We start from the raw sequence: 15,823 nt of genomic DNA, 5'->3' as shown, positions 1-15,823 counted from the left end.
GCCGGGTGGCGTTCGGCTTTATTCGGCTTTACCGCGCCGCGAAATACGCCTTCACTGCTGCGATAAACGTATCGACATCCCCGCGCGACACATCCTTATGCGTCACGAATCGGGACGCATACAGCATCTGCGTGAGAATGCCGCGCTCCTTGAGCCACGCTTCGAGCGGTGCGCAGTGCTGCTGCGGAAACTGCGCGAACACCATATTGGTCGCGACCGACTGCACCTTGACCTGATCGATCGCCTCCAGACCCGCTGCAAGATGCGCGGCGTGCGCGTGATCGTCGGCGAGGCGTTCGACGTTGTGATCCAGCGCGTACAGACACGCCGCCGCCAGCACGCCGGCCTGCCGCATGCCGCCGCCCAGCACCTTGCGCCAGCGGTGCGCCACGTCGATCAGTGCGCGGCTGCCGACCAGCACCGAGCCGACCGGCGCGCCCAGTCCCTTCGAAAAACAGACCGAGACCGAATCGAACGGCTCGCACAACGCCGCGACCGGTTTATCCGACGCCACTGCCGCGTTATAAACGCGCGCGCCGTCGAGGTGAGCGGACAGGCCGTGCTGACGCGCAAGCTGCACCGCCTCGGCGACATACCCCGCCGGCAGCACCTTCCCGCCGATGGTGTTTTCCAGCGCCAGCAACCGCGTGCGCGCGAAATGGTTGTCGATGGGCTTGATCGCCGCAGCGATCTTCTCCAGCGGGATCGAGCCGTCCGCCGCATTTTCGAGCGGTTGCGGCTGGATGCTGCCGAGCACCGCCGCGCCGCCGCCTTCATATTTATAGGTATGCGCCAACTGGCCCACGATGTATTCGTCGCCGCGCGCGCAATGCGCCATCAACGCCGCCAGATTGCTTTGCGTGCCGCTGGGGAAGAACAGGCCTGCTTCCTTGCCGGTGCGTTCGGCCAAGGTGGCCTGCAAACGCAACACGGTGGGGTCGTCGCCCCAGACATCGTCGCCGACTTCGGCGGCCGACATGGCCGCGAGCATCGCCGGAGTCGGACGGGTTACGGTATCGCTGCGCAAATCGATCATGTGTGTCCCTGTGCGTCTGTGAATGACAGCCTGTAGCAGCCGCTCGCCGTGGCGAACCGTCGCTATCGACGGGCGCCACGGCGGCGGCGGTTAGTCGCACAGTATATTCAATTAACGCTACGCTGAAATCGCGCTGGAAAGAAGCATCACCCGCCCGACTTGGGTAGCCATGCGAGCGGATCGACCGGCTGGCCGTTCTGGCGGACCTCGAACTGGATCGACGCCACCCCGCGGCTGTCCACTCCGACTTCGCCGATGGTTTGCCCTTGTGCAACTGCATCGCCTTCCTTCACGAGCAGTGTGCTGTTCTGTCCGTAGGCGGTGATCAGCGAGTCGTCGTGCTTGATGATGATGAGCGGTCCGTACGCCTCGATACCCGTGCCGGCATACACCACGCGGCCGGTGGCGGCCGCCTTGACCGGATCGCCGGCCCGCCCGCCGATCACGATGCCGTTCGATTTACCGGGCGCGAAGGCTCTCAGCACCGGCCCACGCACCGGCCATTGCAATACGCCCTGCTGCGGTCCGGCGGCTGCCATCGGCGCGCCGGGCGTGGCGGAACCGCTCGGCGCGACGGCGACCGGCGGCGTCACGACGCTGCCCGAGGCCATCGGCGGAGACACCCGCAGCACTTGCCCCGGTGTGACGGCGGCGTTGACCGGGAGGCCATTCCACGCCGCGATCTCCTGCGGCTTGTGGCCATACGCCGACGCAATGCCGTCGATGGTGTCGCCCGGATTGACCCGGTAGAAACCGGCGGGAACCGGCACCGTGCTGAGCGTGGTCGGGCGGGAAGGTGTAGTGCTGTAAAACGGCGTGCTCTCCCACGGCATGGTCGTACAGCCGCTGAATATCAAGCCGAGCGCGGCCGCTGCCAGCAACCGGGTCCCCGTCAATTGCCATGATCTTGTCATTTGATTTTCCTCGACATTTTTTCGATCAATCAGATTCAATCGATGCCCAAGCATTTGCCATGCCGCTCCTCTCGCGGGCGCGGCGGCGCTTATCCATTATGCCGCCGCGCGCGGTGAGAACCGCGCTGGCATGGCACCGGGCGGCCGCCAGAATTCAGACGCTGCCTTCTGCCTCGACCACCAGAATGCGCGCGACACCGATAGGATGCGCCACATGTTCGGTGCCGACCGATGCGTAGAACACGTCGCCCGTCTCCAGAATGGCCGACTGTTCGACGCCGCCTTCGCGATAACGCATCTCGACGCGGCCATCGAGCACGGCGAACACTTCTTCGCCGTCGTTGACATGCCATTTGTACGGGTGATCGGTCCAATGCAGGCGCGTCGTGATGCCGCGCATGTTGGCGATATCGAGCGCTCCCCAAGGGCGCGCCGCGATGAAATTCTTGCTGCGAATGATCTTCATGGTCACGAGGCAGTTGGAAAAAACGGCGCCGGCATGGCGTTCGATGCATCGGGCACGGCGGGCCGCCGGAACTGGCGCAGACGGGTTTCCGGCTGGCCCCATTATAGGTGCGCTGGACGGCAGGCTTACGCCAGCGGACGGTGCCGCGATTTGTGTGAGCATTGAATCCGCGGGGCGCTCGCCTATACTCGTTCTTGCTGCCCCGACGCGCCGAAAGTAAAACGTTTGAATTCTGCGAGGGAGTTGAGAATGAACAAAGCCACCTTTCTGGCCGTACAACTCCACGTCGACGATGTCGCGGCGTCGCCCGGGCTGGTCGAGTTGCTAAACACACACCTGGTTTTCGCCGCCGACGTGGCCGAGGCCGCCGACGCCCTCGTCCAGTTGGCCAGTATCGCGGGATTGTCGAGCGGCGTGGAGGCGAGCGTCGAGATTCCGGCAGTGGCGATCGAGCGGTTGCGCGAGGCGCTCGACAACCTGAGCGGCTACGACGAATCCTGGCTGCTCGCCCTCGAACCCAGCCGCGCATTATTCGATGAAATAAGCCGCCGGCATCGCACGCTGCACTAGAGCCGCGCTGGCGGATTGCATCCGGGTGCATCCGCCGCACCGCGCACCTTCGGCGTCCATTCAGCGGCGTCGCCGGTCCGCCACGTTTTGCTCACCGCTCGGCCTGGCTGATTCACCGGCAGCTTCACCGCCGGTGCCGTCTGCAGATTTCGGGCGACTCAACCGGAGGACCGCCGTGAAAAGTCTCCTGAACCGCCGCAACGTACTGGCAGGCCCATCACATCTCGTGCAGAACGCGCGAGAGAGTGCCTCCGATCCCGCCTCACCCGACAGCAGCGAGCACGCAACCTTGGCGGCGGCGTCCGACGGCTCACCGGCCGGTCCCGCGTTGCCGCGGCCGGTTCGTCCGGTAAGCGCCTTGCGGCCCGTGCCGGTGGTGCCGGCGCAGGTCGGCGTGCGCGGCGTGCAGATCGCCGACATCGCCGAAGTGGAATGGCTCGCGGAAGAGGAAGCGCTGGCGCCGTTTCGCGTCTTCCGCAGTTTCGACTATTCGGTCAGCCTGCTGTTCCACGCGAAGGAACTGGCGTACTACGTCGCGCTCTATGAGGACGGCTTGCTGTGGCGCGCGCTGAAGGCCGCCGATCTCGACGCCGCGGAAACCGCTTTTCATCATTTCGAGGAACAGGCGACGCGGCTCGCGGACGGCGAAACCCGGCGCGCCCAACTGGAGGCGCAGAACGAACAGTTGGCGCGCATGATCGCGCGCTCCGAGGCTCAGGCCGAACGGCTGCGCAGCGATCTGCAAAGGCGCGGCACGCACGAGCAGGCGGTGACGGCCCGCCAGCACCAGGTACGCAAGGAAGTATCGCAACTGGAAGCGCAGCGCGTGGCCGCGCAGGCTCATCTGAACAAGGCGCATCGGCAGATTCACCAGCTCAATCTGACGAGCAACGAAGCGATCCCACATTTGCCGAATCGATGAGCACCGCGCGCCGACGAGCGCGCACCGGCATCGCGTCGAACACCGGCGCCCTGGCCGCGCCGTAAACGACAAACGCCGCCCGGCAATCCGGACGGCGTTTCCATTTGCTTGCCGCCTTGCGATCAGGCGGCGCTTCCATCAGCTTCAGCGCAGATTAGTTGCCGAAGTAGACCGAATTACGGTCGTTGCTGCTCACCGGACGGCCCGCTTGCGAGCTGCCGGCGATCGGTGCGCCATAGCCGCTGTTCACAGCCTGAGCGGTGCCGTTTTGCGCATCGACGCGTGCTTGCGCTGCCTGGATGTTAGCCGGGTAGTTGATCTGATCGCCGACCGGGTTGTAACCGGCCTTTTCGAGTTGAACCAGTTCAGCGCGAACTTGAGCGCGCGTAACCGGCTGATTCGATTGAGCAAAGGAAGCGACAGGAGCGGCCAGAGCGGCGGCGACTACGACTGCAGAGATAAGAGCCTTCATGATGTAAACCTCCAGAACTTGTTTTTAATTCGCCGCGGTTTGTATTCCGTAGCGCTTAAGTAGAAGTTTAAGAAGGTCGACACTTAGGGGAAACCCCTAAAACAATGAAACTCTATTTCGAATTTAGCAACAGTAGCGGACCGCTGGCCTGGGAGGCCTGTCTTGGTCCTGGCTTTCAGCAATAATTCATCATCTTGCATTTGCAGCGTGTTTGCGGCCGGTCGCGCCCTGCTCCAAGGGCGCGACCGGCCGCGATTCAAACGCTCAGCTCCAGTTCGCGTGGAAGCTGCCCGGCTTGTCGATGCGCTCGAACGTATGCGCGCCGAAGAAGTCGCGCTGCGCCTGCACCAGGTTCGCCGGCAAACGCTCCGAACGATACGCATCGAAATACGCAATCGCCGACGCGAAAGCCGGCACCGGCACGCCCGCGTTGACCGCGGCCACCACGACCTCGCGCAAGGCTGCCTGGTAATTTTTGGCGATGTCGCGGAAATACGGATCGAGCAGCAGATTGGCGATCGCCTTGTCCTTCGTATAAGCGTCCGTGATCTTTTGCAGGAAGCGGGCGCGGATGATACAGCCGGCGCGGAAAATCTTGGCGATCGTGCCGTAATCCAGATCCCACTTGTACTCTTCCGACGCTGCGCGTAGCTGCGCGAAGCCCTGCGCGTACGAAATGACCTTGCTGAAGTACAGCGCGCGGCGTACCGATTCGATGAAGGCGTCGCGCTCGGCGCCGAGCGGCTTGGCCGCCGGGCCCTCCAGCACTTTGCTCGCGGCCACGCGCTGGGTTTTCAGCGAGGACAGCACGCGCGCGAACACGGCTTCCGTGATCAGCGGCAGCGGCGCGCCGAGGTCGAGCGCGTTCTGGCTAGTCCACTTGCCGGTGCCCTTCTGCGCGGCGCGATCGAGAATCACGTCGACCAGGTCCTTGCCGGTCTCGTCGTCTTTCTTGCTGAAAATCTTCGAGGTGATTTCGATCAGATAGCTGTCGAGCTCGCCCTGATTCCACTCGGTATAGACCTTGCCGAGTTCTTCGTTCGACAGACCCACCACCTGTTTGAGCACCGCGTAGCTTTCCGCGATCAGCTGCATGTCGCCGTACTCGATGCCGTTGTGCACCATCTTCACGAAGTGGCCCGCGCCGTCCGGTCCCATGTAGGCGACGCACGGTTCGCCGTCCGGCGCCTTCGCGGCGATCTCGGTGAGGATCGGCGCCACCAGATCGTACGCGTCGCGCTGGCCGCCCGGCATGATGGACGGACCCTTCAGCGCGCCTTCCTCGCCGCCCGACACGCCCGTGCCGATGAAGTGCAGCCCGGACTTCGCGAGGTCCTGATTGCGGCGGATGGTGTCGGTGAAATGCGTGTTGCCGCCGTCGATCAGGATGTCGCCCTTGTCCAGCAGCGGCTTCAACTGATTGATCGTGGCGTCGGTGCCTTCACCTGCCTTGACCATCAGCAGAATGCGGCGCGGTTTTTCCAGCGACTCCACGAATTCTTCCAGCGTGAAAGCCGGCACCAGCTTCTTGTCCGGATATTCGGCGATGAGTTCGTCGGTTTTCTCGCGGCTACGGTTGTACACCGACACCGCGTGGCCGCGGCTCTCGATGTTGAGCGCCAGATTGCGGCCCATGACCGCTAGCCCCACCACGCCGATTGCCTGTTTGCCCATGTGAATTCTCCAGAGTCCAAAAAATGTCGTGACGCCGCGCCGGAAAAAACGTCGGCGGGACGTCGAGGGTGAAAGAATAAAAGAAATGCCAGCTTGCCGCTCGTTGGTGGACAACGGGCAGCGTTTTCCACCGCGTCGAATCTGCGGTGGACCCGCGCTTGACCGCGTTCAATCGCGTTTGACGCGCGTCAGACTCGCGTCGCGTCCGCGCGTTTCCTGAACACCAGACTGAAATTGTTGGCGGGCATCGCGATCGGCTCATCGCACACCAGTCCGACCGACGCGCCCAACGCCACGACCTCCTCCATGTCGCGTACGCCCCATTCGGGATCGCGGCTGCGCAACTGCCGATCGAAGGCATCGTTGCTCGGAGAAGTATGCGCTCCGCCGCGTTTGTATGGGCCGTACAGGTACAGCACACCGCCGTCGACGAGACGGCGGCCCGCACCCGCGAACAGCGCCTGCGCCGCGCTCCACGGCGAGATGTGAATCATATTGATGCAGACCACGGCGTCGAGCGTGTCCACGCCCCAGTCCGGCTGATGCACGTCGAGCGCGAGCGCCGCGCGCACGTTCGTGAGCCCTTCGTGCGCGACCCACGCGCCGATCGAAGCACGCGCGTCGGCATCGGCGTCGCTCGGTTGCCAGTCGAGTCCGGGCATCGCGCGGGCGAACCAGATCGCGTGCTGGCCGGTGCCGCTCGCGATTTCGAGCACGCGGCCGTTGGCCGGCAGCACGGCGCGCAACACCGCGAGGATGGGTTCGCGGTTGCGTTCAGCGGATGGCGAATGTTGCCGCAGCGCCGGTTGGAAATCGGTCATGTTCAGCTTCGGTTCTGCTTCAGTTTCAGTTTCAGTCTCAGTACAGGGTCACACGCACGAGTTCGGCGAGTTCGCGATCATAGCGCCAGCCGGCCGGCCAGTGCAGTCAACGTCTGCGCGCACGGCGCGGTGATTTTCAACGACAACAATGGATCGGCGCGCGTGCGTCCCAGGTTGATGGCGACGACCGGCTTGCCTTGCTTTTGCGCCCACACGCAAAAGCGATAGCCGGAATAAACCATCAGCGACGAGCCGACCACCAGCACGGCGTCCGCCGTGTCGAGCGCGCGCGAGGCCGCCTCCACGCGCTCCTTAGGCACGCTTTCGCCAAAGAACACCACGGCGGGCTTGAGCAAGCCGCCGCAATTCGAACAGGACGGAATGCGGAACCCTCCGAGATCGTGCCATTCGAGATGCGCGTCGCCATCGGCGGCGGTTTCGGCGGTCACGTCGACGAGCGCGGGATTGTCCGCTTCAAGCGTCTGCTGGATCGACGCGCGCGAGTGCTGCATGCCGCAGTCCAGGCACGTCACACCGTCTATGCCGCCATGCAGTTCGATCACCTCGCGGCTGCCCGCCCGCTGATGCAGGCCGTCGACATTCTGCGTTACCAGCGTCGGCACATGGCCGGCCGCTTCGAGCCGGGCCAGCGCGGTATGCGCGGCGTTGGGCTGCGCGTGTGCGACCACCGGCCAGCCGACCATGCTGCGCGCCCAATAACGCTGGCGCATGGCGAGCGTGCCGAGAAACTCCTGCACCGTGATGGGCGGCGAGCGTTTCCATTCGCCGTTGTCGTCGCGATAGCCGGGAATGCCGGAGTCGGTGCTGATGCCCGCGCCGGTCAACACGAACAGCCGCGGATAACGCTGCACGAAGCGATGCAGGTCGTCCAGCGTGTGCGAGTCGTTCAGGGGTTCGAGAGGTGCGGACTGAAGGTCGGTCATGACGGGGCGTGGTGAAGTGCGGTGGCGGTCCCGAGGCAACGTCCCATGTGCCGCTCAGCGGTGCGAACGCGGCTTGCCGCTTCGCGGTTCGGGCTTGCGCTGGGCTTGCCGCGCTTGCCACTCAATGAGCGCGCTTCGATAACGTTCCAGCGCTTCGTCGTAGAGATCGAACACACATGGATTGCAGCCGCTATGACAACAGTCGTCGAGATCGGGCTGCACGGGCGGCACAGGCTGCGGGTCGTCCTTCGGTGTGGCTCGGGGCACGGCAAGTTGCGTTCCATCAAGGCGGGAAGCGGACAGTATAAGTTGATCCCGCGCCGCTTGCTGCTCGTGCGAAGCCGTCAGCCCCGGCCGACGAACGGCATCTTGCTCGCCATGATCGTCATGAATTGCACGTTCGTCGAGAGCGGCAGTTCGGCCATGTGCAGCACCGCGTCCGCGACGTGCTGAACGTCCATCAGCGGCTCGACCGCGATCTCGCCGTTCGCCTGTGGCACGCCGCGCGCCATGCGCTCGGCCATTTCCGTCGCCGCGTTGCCGATGTCGATCTGACCGCACACGATGTCGTATTTGCGGCCGTCGAGCGACACCGCTTTCGTGAGCCCGGTGATAGCGTGCTTGGTCGCGGTATAGGCGATGCTGTTCGGCCGCGGTGCATGCGCCGAGATGGAACCGTTATTGATGATGCGTCCGCCGCGCGGATTCTGCGTTTTCATCAGACCGAAGGCCGCGCGCGTGCACAGGAACACGCCGGTCAGGTTGGTATCGACTATTGAGCGCCACTCGTCGATCTCGAGTTCGTCGATATCGACGGGCGAGCCGTTGCGGCCCGCGTTGTTGAACAGCACGTCGAGCCGGCCGCGGCGCGTGCGGATCGTCTCGAACAACGCGGCGACGCCATCGGCGCTAGTGACGTCGCACGCCACCGCGAGCGCGTCGCCGCCGAGTTGCTGCGCTTCTCGAACGACGGCGTCGAGCGGCGCCTGACGGCGGCCGGCCAGCACGACGCTATAACCGTGCTCCAGCAGCTTGAGCGCACACGCGCGGCCGATCCCGCTGCCCGCGCCCGTCACCAGCGCGACCTTCTTGATTCCCGTATCCGTCACGTCACGTCTCCTCGTAGTCAGTGGATGCTGAGTGCAGACAGTCTGCACGCGAACCGCCCGTCGCGGGGTACGGCGTCTTTCGGCGCGCTTTCATTATTTGCCGTTCCTGTCGACGGGCGCGTCGGTATACGCATCAATGGTATCGTTTGCCGTTGCGCGCCGCGCGCGCGATTCAGCGCCTTCCCAGGAAGGAGGAAGGAAGACAGGAAGCACGCTTTATGAAAGAACTCTCCACGCCGCCGCATGGCGTCCACGACGTGCCGTCACGCCGCTGGCCGCAAACCGGTTATCCCGCGATGCTCACCGCCACCGCCGCATGGCATGTCATCGTGCTGGCGGGATGGCTGATCGCGCCCGCCGCATGGCCCTGGTGGCTCGCCGCGATTTTTGTGAATCATGCCATTTTCACGGTAGCGGGCCTGTTGCCGCGCACCTCGCTGCTCGGTCCGAACTGGACCCGCCTGCCGGCCCATGCACGCAACGCCGACGCGATCGCACTGACCATCGACGACGGTCCCGATCCGGCCGTCACGCCGCACGTGCTGGACCTGCTCGACGCCTTCGGCGTGCATGCCACGTTCTTCTGCATCGGCGCGAAGGCGCAGCGTTACCCGGAACTCGCACGCGAGATCGTCGCCCGTGGCCATGCGCTTGAAAACCATTCGCAGGTTCACGTCCACACGTTTTCCGTGACGTTGCCGGGCGCCCTCACGCGCGAAATCGATGCGGCACAACGCACGCTCGAAGCCTTGAGCGGCGAACGGCCGATGTTCTTCCGCGCGCCGGCCGGCTTGCGCAACATCTTTCTCGAACCGGTCTTGCGCAAGCTCGATCTGCGACTCGCGGCATGGACGCGGCGCGGCTACGACACCCGTGAGCGCGATCCGCGGGTGGTTACGCGACGGCTGCTCGATGGCCTCGCGCCACGCGACATTCTGCTGCTGCACGACGGCAACGCCGCCCTCACCGCTGAAGGCACGCCGTTGATCCTCGCCGTGCTGCCGCGTGTGATCGACGCGGCGCGGCAACGGCATCTGCGTTTCGTCACGCTGCGCGACGCGCGCGTGAACGACTGAAGCGCGGTAACGCATATGGGCGCAGGCCACTCGGCTCATGCGCGTTGCAGGTTACGCGGCTTGCACGCAGTTCATCGCGCAGCGCAGCGCGATCATCGCCGCTACATGCGAAAATCCGCCGCCATGTCTTCGTCGGTGCGCGCCTCGAGCTGGCCGCTGCGGCACGCTTTCAGGAACACGTCGTAATCGCGCTCCACCTGGTCCGCGTAGGCGGCCGCATAGCCGGTGAGCGCTTCCGCGAACTGGTCGCCACGGCCGATATACGCGCTGACTTCAATCGCCTGCCCGCTCGCCTTGGCATGCGCGCGCGCCATGATCCAGCCGCATAGCCGCGCATAGCCTCCCAGCAGTTCGATATCGAACAGCTCGATGTTCGCCGAGAGCTTCATATCGCGTAGCTGCCGGAAATAGAAATGCCGCCCGAGCGGCCCCGTCGCCCAACCGAGAAAGATATCGCTCGCGGCCTGCAGCATGCGCTGTCCCTGCACGACGCGCTCGCCCTCGTGCTTGTGGGCTGGCGACTTGTAGAACCGCGCGATCACCGAAGGCCGCGCCTCCTTCATTTGCAGGAACAGCGGCTTACCCATGTGATCGGCCAACAGCACCACCATGCAGCGCGTGCCGACGCTACCCACGCCCACCACCTTGAACACGATATCCTGCACGGTGAAATGACTGAGCAGTTCGCGCCGGTCATGCGACATCGTCTTCAGGTACTCGGCCCACATGCGTTCGAGCATCTTGCGCGAGTTCCCGGTTCTGTACGCTTCGGTTTCTTCCTCGGTGAACAGCGTGTTCGCACCGAGCACATGGAACAGCGCCGGCGGCGCGTCGCGAATCGTCCAGCGTTCGCCGTCGCGCTCCGCCATTTTCTCGAGCAGATTTTCGTGCGTCCGGCTCGCGGCTTTTTCCATGCCGCGCCGCACGGCGCGGCGGGCTTCCGGCGTCAGCGCGGTTTCCGCCATGCGGTCGAAGGTGATGCGGTCGTACCAGAGTTCGAGCGCGCCGCATTGCGCATACTGCGACATGCGATCGCGGTATTCGGTGACCGCCGTCATCACGAGATTTTCCGCCGCGCCCCGACTCAAACGCATATGACGCGCGGCGACGACGAGGCTCGCGGTCAAACGCTTGAGGTCCCACTCGAACGGTCCGACCGATACCTCGTCGAAGTCGTTCAGATCGAAGATGAGTTGCCGCTCCGGCGTAGCGAAACCGCCGAAATTCATCAGATGGCCGTCGCCGCAGATTGGCATGGTCAGACCGGAGTCACGCACCTGGCTAAGGTCGTGCGCCTGCAGAAGCGCGGTGCCGCGAAAAAACGTGAAAGGCGAGGCGGCCATGCGTCCATAGCGCAGCGGCACGAGGTTGTGCACGCGATCCTCGCTGCTTTGCCTGAGCAACTCGATCGGGTTGCGACGCAGTTCGCCTACCGCCTTATGGCTCGAACGTTTCGAATGCTCGCGAGCGGCGCGGCCCCGGGCCTCCCGTTCGGCGATGGTGCTGGCTTTCATGCTGTTCTCCGTTTTTCCGGTTCTTGACTAGCGGTTCGAGAGACTGCTTCTGCTGGCACGACGACATCCGGCGACTGACGCATGAGCCCTCACCAACGATAGCCCAGACCGCCAAAAATCACATCCGAATCGCGATCATAACGGGTCACGACGCGGTTCCATTCGAGCCGCGCGTTCCAGTGCCCGGTCAGCCGATAGGAGCCCGCAATCGTGACGAGGCCGGAGAACTTGCCGGCGCCCGGCCCGGGGGTCGCGCTGTTTTCGTTCTCGTTGATCGCATAGTAAGCGCCGAGGCCGACCGCCAGCGAAAACTTGTCGTCGAGAAACGCGCGCGTGGCCCACAACTGGCTCGTCAGGCCATCGCGCCGCGCCACCTTGCTGCTGCCTTCGTGAAGATAGCCGACTGTCACGTCGAGATACTTCGCGAGGCCGCGCCGGTACTCGACTGCGCCGCCCAGCGCAGTCGGCGAACTGGTCGAGTTGACGATGGTTTTGCCGAGATACACCGCTACTTCGTTATTGGTGACCTTGTGCGCGCTGCCGCTCGCCCAGTCGCGCGGACCAGGCGAGCCCGGCGCGTCGAGCTGATAGCCGACGCCGAACATCACGCCGCTCGAATCCGGTCCGCGCTGAACGTGCACGCGATTCAACTGAAGCTGCGTAATCCACCGGTTCGACGCGTAGTACGCGGCGCGGACGCTGTACACCACACCCCAGCCGTGCGTGTTGGAATAGCTGCCGCCCTGCTCCGCGGTGGTCGTATCGAAATAGCGATAGGGGCCGACACCGGCTTGCAGCACGAATTGCGGACTGCCCACGGGAATGCGCGCCCACAACTGGACCATCTGGCCGTCGCGGTGATGGTTGGGAATATGTCCTTCGTTGAGCCAGGTGAAGCTCGCGGCGAAATATTGCCCGAGGCCTTCCTGATAGTTGAAGGCCCACGTATAGGTGTTGATACTGCTCGCGCGCGATCCGCCGCCGAATAGCGAAAATTCCTGGGCGTCACTGAGCGCGGGAATGAACAGCAGACCGGCGCCCGTGAGGCAGGCGGCGGCCTTGTGACCCAGCCAACGTTGAGCAGCAGATGTCGAGGCTCGCAAAGGGGATTCCTCTCCGGTTGAGTCGCTGGCGCTGCCGGTGTTCGTGATCGGCGGGGCACGGTTACGCGGCAAGGCTCGCACATGAGTGGCCGGCGATGCAAATTGCACGTCATGCTAGCAGACCGGTCGGTATAAAGGTTACGTATCCTCTTTGCATCAGCGGGGCATAGTGACTCGGGTTATACCGGGATCGGCCAATACAGGTTGCAATGGCAACGATCGCGAAACGCGGACAAATTTACCGGCGCTTTTTCGAAAACTAACTGATTAGTGAATTTTCGGCGTTTCACGCGGACGAGCACTTCAGCAACGGCGAATTCAGCCGTTTACCCATACATGCAAAAACTTTTGTGACGCACCAGAAAAGTCCTCGAAACAGGACCTGCTCTGATCGAGCATGCGCCGCGCAAGATAATCGGAGAGAGTATGTTTGTTGCAATCGGGTGGCTTCTGGTGATCGGTTCTGTGATCGGTAGCTTTATCGGCGTGGGCGGGCACTTGCCGGCGCTGCTTCAGCCCTTCGAATTACTGTGTATTTTTGGTGCGGCAATCGGCGCGTTTGTCGTGAGCAATCCGACTTCCACGCTGCGCAAAACCATCAAGGCGATTCCGTCATGTTTCAAAGGTGGCGGCTACACCAAGGAAAAATATCTGGAGCTGATCGCGCTGCTTTATGAACTGCTTCAGAAGGCGCGCAAAGAGGGCATGATGTCGCTCGAAGCCGAGGTCGGTGCGCCGGAAGAAAGCGTGATTTTCCAGAAGTATTCGCACGTGCTGGAAGATCATCATCTGCTCGACTTCATTGTCGATTATCTGCGCATGATGTCCGGCGGTAATGTGAACGTGCTCGAAGTGCAGGACCTGATGGATGAGGAACTGGCCACGCATCACGCGGAAGCATCGGTCGCGGCCAACGCGATTCAGAAGATGGCCGATGGCCTGCCCGCCTTCGGCATCGTCGCCGCGGTCATGGGCGTCGTTCACACCATGGGTTCGGTGGGCGCACCGCCCGCCGTGCTCGGCGAGATGATCGCCGGCGCGCTGGTCGGCACATTCCTCGGCATTCTGCTCGCATATGGCTTCATCGGCCCCATGGCCGATCTGCTCAACGCAAAGGGCCGCGCCGAAGCCAAGCCGTACCAGTGCGTGAAGGCGGTGCTGCTCGCGTCGCTCTCCGGCTATGCGCCGCCGATCGCAGTCGAGTTCGGCCGCAAGGTGCTGTTCACCGCCGACCGTCCGAGCTTCCAGGAACTCGACGACGCCGTGCGCGCCACCAAGATGCCGAAGTCGGCCTGACGCGGAGCGGCATGATGAGCGAAAGAAGATCGCGCGCCTCGCAGGAGGAGCGGGCGCCGGCGCCGGTGATCGTGCGCCGTTCGAAAAAAGCCGCCGACCATGGCGGCAATCACGGCGGCGCATGGAAGATCGCCTACGCCGATTTTGTCACCGCGATGATGGCGTTCTTCCTGCTGATGTGGCTGCTCGGCTCCACGTCGAAGTTTGACAAGCAGGGTATCGAGGATTATTTCAACACGCCGCTGTCGAGCCTGCTCGGTGGCAATGAAGGCACAGCCGCCGCGCGTCCGAGCGTGGTGCAAGGCGGCGGCCGCGACATCTCCGATACGACGCCTGCAGTCGGCAGGAAAAGCCAGGCCGAACCGACGCCGCCCTCCGCGGCCACGCCGTCGGTGACGCCGTCCGATGCGGCGCGTCTCGAGCAACTGAAGGCGAAGCTCACCGCCTTGATCGAGCAAAGCCCCACTTTGAAGGCGTTCAAAGATCAGATCCGCATCTCGATCACGAACGAAGGATTGCGTATCGAGATCGTCGATTCGCAGAACCGGCCGATGTTCCCTTCCGGCAGTTCGAAGCTTCAGCCGTATGCGGTGACGATCCTCACGCAGATCGGCGCAGCGCTGAACGACGTCGACAACCGCGTTTCGATCGCCGGCCATACCGATGCGGTGCCATACACCGCGGGCCCGGAAGGTTATTCGAACTGGGAGCTGTCGTCGGAACGCGCGAACGCCGCGCGCCGCGCGCTGGTCGCCGGCGGCATGCATGGCGAAAAGCTGCTGCAGGTGCGCGGACTGGCCGACGTATTGCCGCTGAACAACCATGTCGCCGACGAACCGACCAACCGGCGCATCAGCATTCTGGTGTTGAACAAGGCCGCGGAACTCGCCTTCTTTCACGACGGCGGACGCACCGCGATCGACGAAGCCACGCCGGCAAGTTCAGCCATCCCCGCAGTGGTCGCACGCTTGCAGCCCGTGACCGGTTCGCATAGCACGCCGTAGCATTTTCCGGCCGCGCGTCCGATAGATTTGGCGGGTGCGCTCGATAACGCACATTGATCAGCACCTGTGTGTATAAAATCGAACCCATGCGCCCCGCCCTTTCCGAGCAACGGGAGCCCGAACTTCCGCTGCATACGCCCAGTGTGTCGTCGGTGACACTCGCCGCGATCATCGCCCTCATTGCGTGGATTTCGATCGTCGCGCAAGCCGAGGTCACGATCGATCGCACGCTCGCCCGCGGGCTCACCGTGCTCGACGGCCTCGCCCGCATGAGCAGTTACCTCACCAATCTCACGGCGCTCGCCTGCGCGATCTGTTTTACCTGTGTGGCCTTGCGTAGGCACAGATCGGCGCCCGCGCGCTTTTTCCGGCAGCCTACCGTCGTCACCGCCGTGGTGGTGTACATGGCATTCGTGGGGATCGCCTACAACCTGCTGTTGCGCGGTTACTGGACGCCCACGGCATTGCGGATGCTGCTCAACGAATCGCTCCACAGCGTCTTGCCCATGCTCTCCGCGCTTTACTGGGTGCTGTTCGTGCCGCGCTTTCATCTCAAGCTGCGGCATTGTCTGTGGTGGCTGGTGTATCCGCTGACCTACCTCGGCGTGACATTCTGGCGCGGGCGTTTGTCCGATTTCTACCCTTATCCGTTCATCAATGTCGACAGGCTCGGGTTCACGCACGCGGCGGTGAATTCGGCGCTGCTGTTCGGCGGCTTCCTGATGCTGATGGCCATCTTCGTGGGGATCAATTCCCGGCGGCGCCACTGAGCGCCCGTCCGGCGCCGCCTGTTTGCCTTTTTCGCTCGGGCGCGCTTCTTGCGCCCTGTCTGGTGAACGTAAGTCGCGCTTTCCGGCGCGGCGTACGTGAGACCTTGGTGTGACAGCGTTGCGATCGCAATG

At 63.6% G+C, this 15,823-nt stretch carries 17 protein-coding genes; 6 read left to right on the top strand and 11 right to left on the bottom strand.

Features of this window, described 5'->3' with window-relative positions:
• Positions 1–28 precede the first annotated feature (28 nt).
• From ltaE to B0G82_RS30455, 3 genes are all read right to left on the bottom strand, one after another.
• Complete coding sequence (ltaE, locus tag B0G82_RS30465) at positions 29–1,036, bottom strand: low-specificity L-threonine aldolase (protein ID WP_116147864.1); 1,008 nt, start codon at positions 1,034–1,036, stop codon at positions 29–31.
• Positions 1,037–1,182: 146 nt separating this feature from the next.
• A complete protein-coding gene (locus tag B0G82_RS30460) occupies positions 1,183–1,950 on the bottom strand; it encodes a peptidoglycan DD-metalloendopeptidase family protein (RefSeq protein ID WP_116149170.1) in 768 nt (255 codons plus the stop codon).
• Between the two features lie 154 nt (positions 1,951–2,104).
• The gene (locus B0G82_RS30455; RefSeq protein WP_181916886.1) at positions 2,105–2,416 is read right to left on the bottom strand and encodes a cupin domain-containing protein; all 312 of its coding nucleotides are present in this window, start codon (positions 2,414–2,416) and stop codon (positions 2,105–2,107) included.
• Positions 2,417–2,665: 249 nt separating this feature from the next.
• On the opposite strand from B0G82_RS30455, the gene B0G82_RS30450 reads away from it, so the two are divergent.
• Both B0G82_RS30450 and B0G82_RS30445 read left to right on the top strand, forming a co-directional pair.
• Positions 2,666–2,986: a hypothetical protein gene (locus tag B0G82_RS30450; protein WP_106282429.1), complete on the top strand. Its 321-nt coding sequence runs from the start codon at positions 2,666–2,668 to the stop codon at positions 2,984–2,986.
• A 175-nt stretch (positions 2,987–3,161) separates the two neighbouring features.
• Positions 3,162–3,908, top strand: a complete 747-nt coding sequence (locus B0G82_RS30445; protein ID WP_121310031.1) for a DUF2968 domain-containing protein — start codon at positions 3,162–3,164, stop codon at positions 3,906–3,908.
• A gap of 154 nt (positions 3,909–4,062) precedes the next feature.
• Here B0G82_RS30445 and B0G82_RS30440 read toward each other — a convergent pair whose 3' ends face one another.
• From B0G82_RS30440 to B0G82_RS30415, 6 genes are all read right to left on the bottom strand, one after another.
• Positions 4,063–4,380 carry a DUF4148 domain-containing protein gene (locus B0G82_RS30440; protein ID WP_116121994.1) on the bottom strand — a complete coding sequence of 106 codons (318 nt, stop codon included), beginning with the start codon at positions 4,378–4,380 and terminating at the stop codon, positions 4,063–4,065.
• Between the two features lie 264 nt (positions 4,381–4,644).
• Entirely contained in the window at positions 4,645–6,054 is a 1,410-nt protein-coding gene (gndA, locus tag B0G82_RS30435) for an NADP-dependent phosphogluconate dehydrogenase (RefSeq protein ID WP_106282432.1), read from the bottom strand.
• 188 nt (positions 6,055–6,242) lie between these two features.
• Positions 6,243–6,875, bottom strand: a complete 633-nt coding sequence (locus tag B0G82_RS30430; RefSeq protein WP_121310030.1) for a DUF938 domain-containing protein — start codon at positions 6,873–6,875, stop codon at positions 6,243–6,245.
• Positions 6,876–6,952: 77 nt separating this feature from the next.
• Complete coding sequence (locus tag B0G82_RS30425; protein ID WP_116121996.1) at positions 6,953–7,819, bottom strand: NAD-dependent protein deacetylase; 867 nt, start codon at positions 7,817–7,819, stop codon at positions 6,953–6,955.
• 54 nt (positions 7,820–7,873) lie between these two features.
• Positions 7,874–8,086: an oxidoreductase-like domain-containing protein gene (locus B0G82_RS30420; RefSeq protein ID WP_116121997.1), complete on the bottom strand. Its 213-nt coding sequence runs from the start codon at positions 8,084–8,086 to the stop codon at positions 7,874–7,876.
• A gap of 77 nt (positions 8,087–8,163) precedes the next feature.
• Positions 8,164–8,928: an SDR family oxidoreductase gene (locus B0G82_RS30415; protein WP_121310029.1), complete on the bottom strand. Its 765-nt coding sequence runs from the start codon at positions 8,926–8,928 to the stop codon at positions 8,164–8,166.
• 218 nt (positions 8,929–9,146) lie between these two features.
• On the opposite strand from B0G82_RS30415, the gene B0G82_RS30410 reads away from it, so the two are divergent.
• Positions 9,147–10,004 (top strand): polysaccharide deacetylase family protein, encoded by an 858-nt coding sequence (locus B0G82_RS30410; RefSeq protein WP_121310028.1) that lies wholly within the window; start codon positions 9,147–9,149, stop codon positions 10,002–10,004.
• Between the two features lie 101 nt (positions 10,005–10,105).
• Here the strand turns inward: B0G82_RS30410 and B0G82_RS30405 are convergent, their stop codons facing one another.
• The gene (locus tag B0G82_RS30405) at positions 10,106–11,518 is read right to left on the bottom strand and encodes a DUF2252 domain-containing protein (RefSeq protein WP_121310027.1); all 1,413 of its coding nucleotides are present in this window, start codon (positions 11,516–11,518) and stop codon (positions 10,106–10,108) included.
• Positions 11,519–11,607: 89 nt separating this feature from the next.
• On the bottom strand, positions 11,608–12,549 hold the full coding sequence (locus tag B0G82_RS30400; RefSeq protein WP_241975030.1) for a hypothetical protein: 942 nt from the start codon (positions 12,547–12,549) through the stop codon (positions 11,608–11,610).
• Positions 12,550–13,047: 498 nt separating this feature from the next.
• On the opposite strand from B0G82_RS30400, the gene motA reads away from it, so the two are divergent.
• From motA to B0G82_RS30385, 3 genes are all read left to right on the top strand, one after another.
• Positions 13,048–13,917: a flagellar motor stator protein MotA gene (gene motA / locus B0G82_RS30395; protein ID WP_116147851.1), complete on the top strand. Its 870-nt coding sequence runs from the start codon at positions 13,048–13,050 to the stop codon at positions 13,915–13,917.
• 14 nt (positions 13,918–13,931) lie between these two features.
• Positions 13,932–14,921, top strand: coding sequence for a flagellar motor protein MotB (gene motB / locus B0G82_RS30390; protein WP_116147850.1), 990 nt, complete (start codon positions 13,932–13,934; stop codon positions 14,919–14,921).
• Positions 14,922–15,007: 86 nt separating this feature from the next.
• Positions 15,008–15,691 (top strand): Pr6Pr family membrane protein, encoded by a 684-nt coding sequence (locus B0G82_RS30385; RefSeq protein ID WP_116147848.1) that lies wholly within the window; start codon positions 15,008–15,010, stop codon positions 15,689–15,691.
• Positions 15,692–15,823 lie beyond the last annotated feature (132 nt).

Source organism: Paraburkholderia sp. BL17N1, assembly GCF_003634175.1.
In the GTDB taxonomy this organism is placed as follows: Bacteria; Pseudomonadota; Gammaproteobacteria; order Burkholderiales; family Burkholderiaceae; genus Paraburkholderia.
The sequence above is the reverse complement of the archived record's forward strand: the minus strand, read 5'-3'. Positions and strand labels throughout refer to the sequence as shown.

What these genes read in the sequence shown, in the direction of transcription:
- gndA (WP_106282432.1), bottom strand. Translation starts at nt 6,054, where the DNA reads ATGGGCAAACAGGCAATCGGCGTGGTGGGGCTAGCGGTCATGGGCCGC.
- B0G82_RS30425 (WP_116121996.1), bottom strand. Translation starts at nt 7,819, where the DNA reads ATGACCGACCTTCAGTCCGCACCTCTCGAACCCCTGAACGACTCGCAC.
- B0G82_RS30460 (WP_116149170.1), bottom strand. Translation starts at nt 1,950, where the DNA reads ATGACAAGATCATGGCAATTGACGGGGACCCGGTTGCTGGCAGCGGCC.
- B0G82_RS30450 (WP_106282429.1), top strand. Translation starts at nt 2,666, where the DNA reads ATGAACAAAGCCACCTTTCTGGCCGTACAACTCCACGTCGACGATGTC.
- B0G82_RS30440 (WP_116121994.1), bottom strand. Translation starts at nt 4,380, where the DNA reads ATGAAGGCTCTTATCTCTGCAGTCGTAGTCGCCGCCGCTCTGGCCGCT.
- B0G82_RS30385 (WP_116147848.1), top strand. Translation starts at nt 15,008, where the DNA reads ATGCGCCCCGCCCTTTCCGAGCAACGGGAGCCCGAACTTCCGCTGCAT.
- B0G82_RS30455 (WP_181916886.1), bottom strand. Translation starts at nt 2,416, where the DNA reads ATGAAGATCATTCGCAGCAAGAATTTCATCGCGGCGCGCCCTTGGGGA.
- B0G82_RS30430 (WP_121310030.1), bottom strand. Translation starts at nt 6,875, where the DNA reads ATGACCGATTTCCAACCGGCGCTGCGGCAACATTCGCCATCCGCTGAA.
- motA (WP_116147851.1), top strand. Translation starts at nt 13,048, where the DNA reads ATGTTTGTTGCAATCGGGTGGCTTCTGGTGATCGGTTCTGTGATCGGT.
- motB (WP_116147850.1), top strand. Translation starts at nt 13,932, where the DNA reads ATGAGCGAAAGAAGATCGCGCGCCTCGCAGGAGGAGCGGGCGCCGGCG.
- B0G82_RS30405 (WP_121310027.1), bottom strand. Translation starts at nt 11,518, where the DNA reads ATGAAAGCCAGCACCATCGCCGAACGGGAGGCCCGGGGCCGCGCCGCT.
- B0G82_RS30410 (WP_121310028.1), top strand. Translation starts at nt 9,147, where the DNA reads ATGAAAGAACTCTCCACGCCGCCGCATGGCGTCCACGACGTGCCGTCA.
- ltaE (WP_116147864.1), bottom strand. Translation starts at nt 1,036, where the DNA reads ATGATCGATTTGCGCAGCGATACCGTAACCCGTCCGACTCCGGCGATG.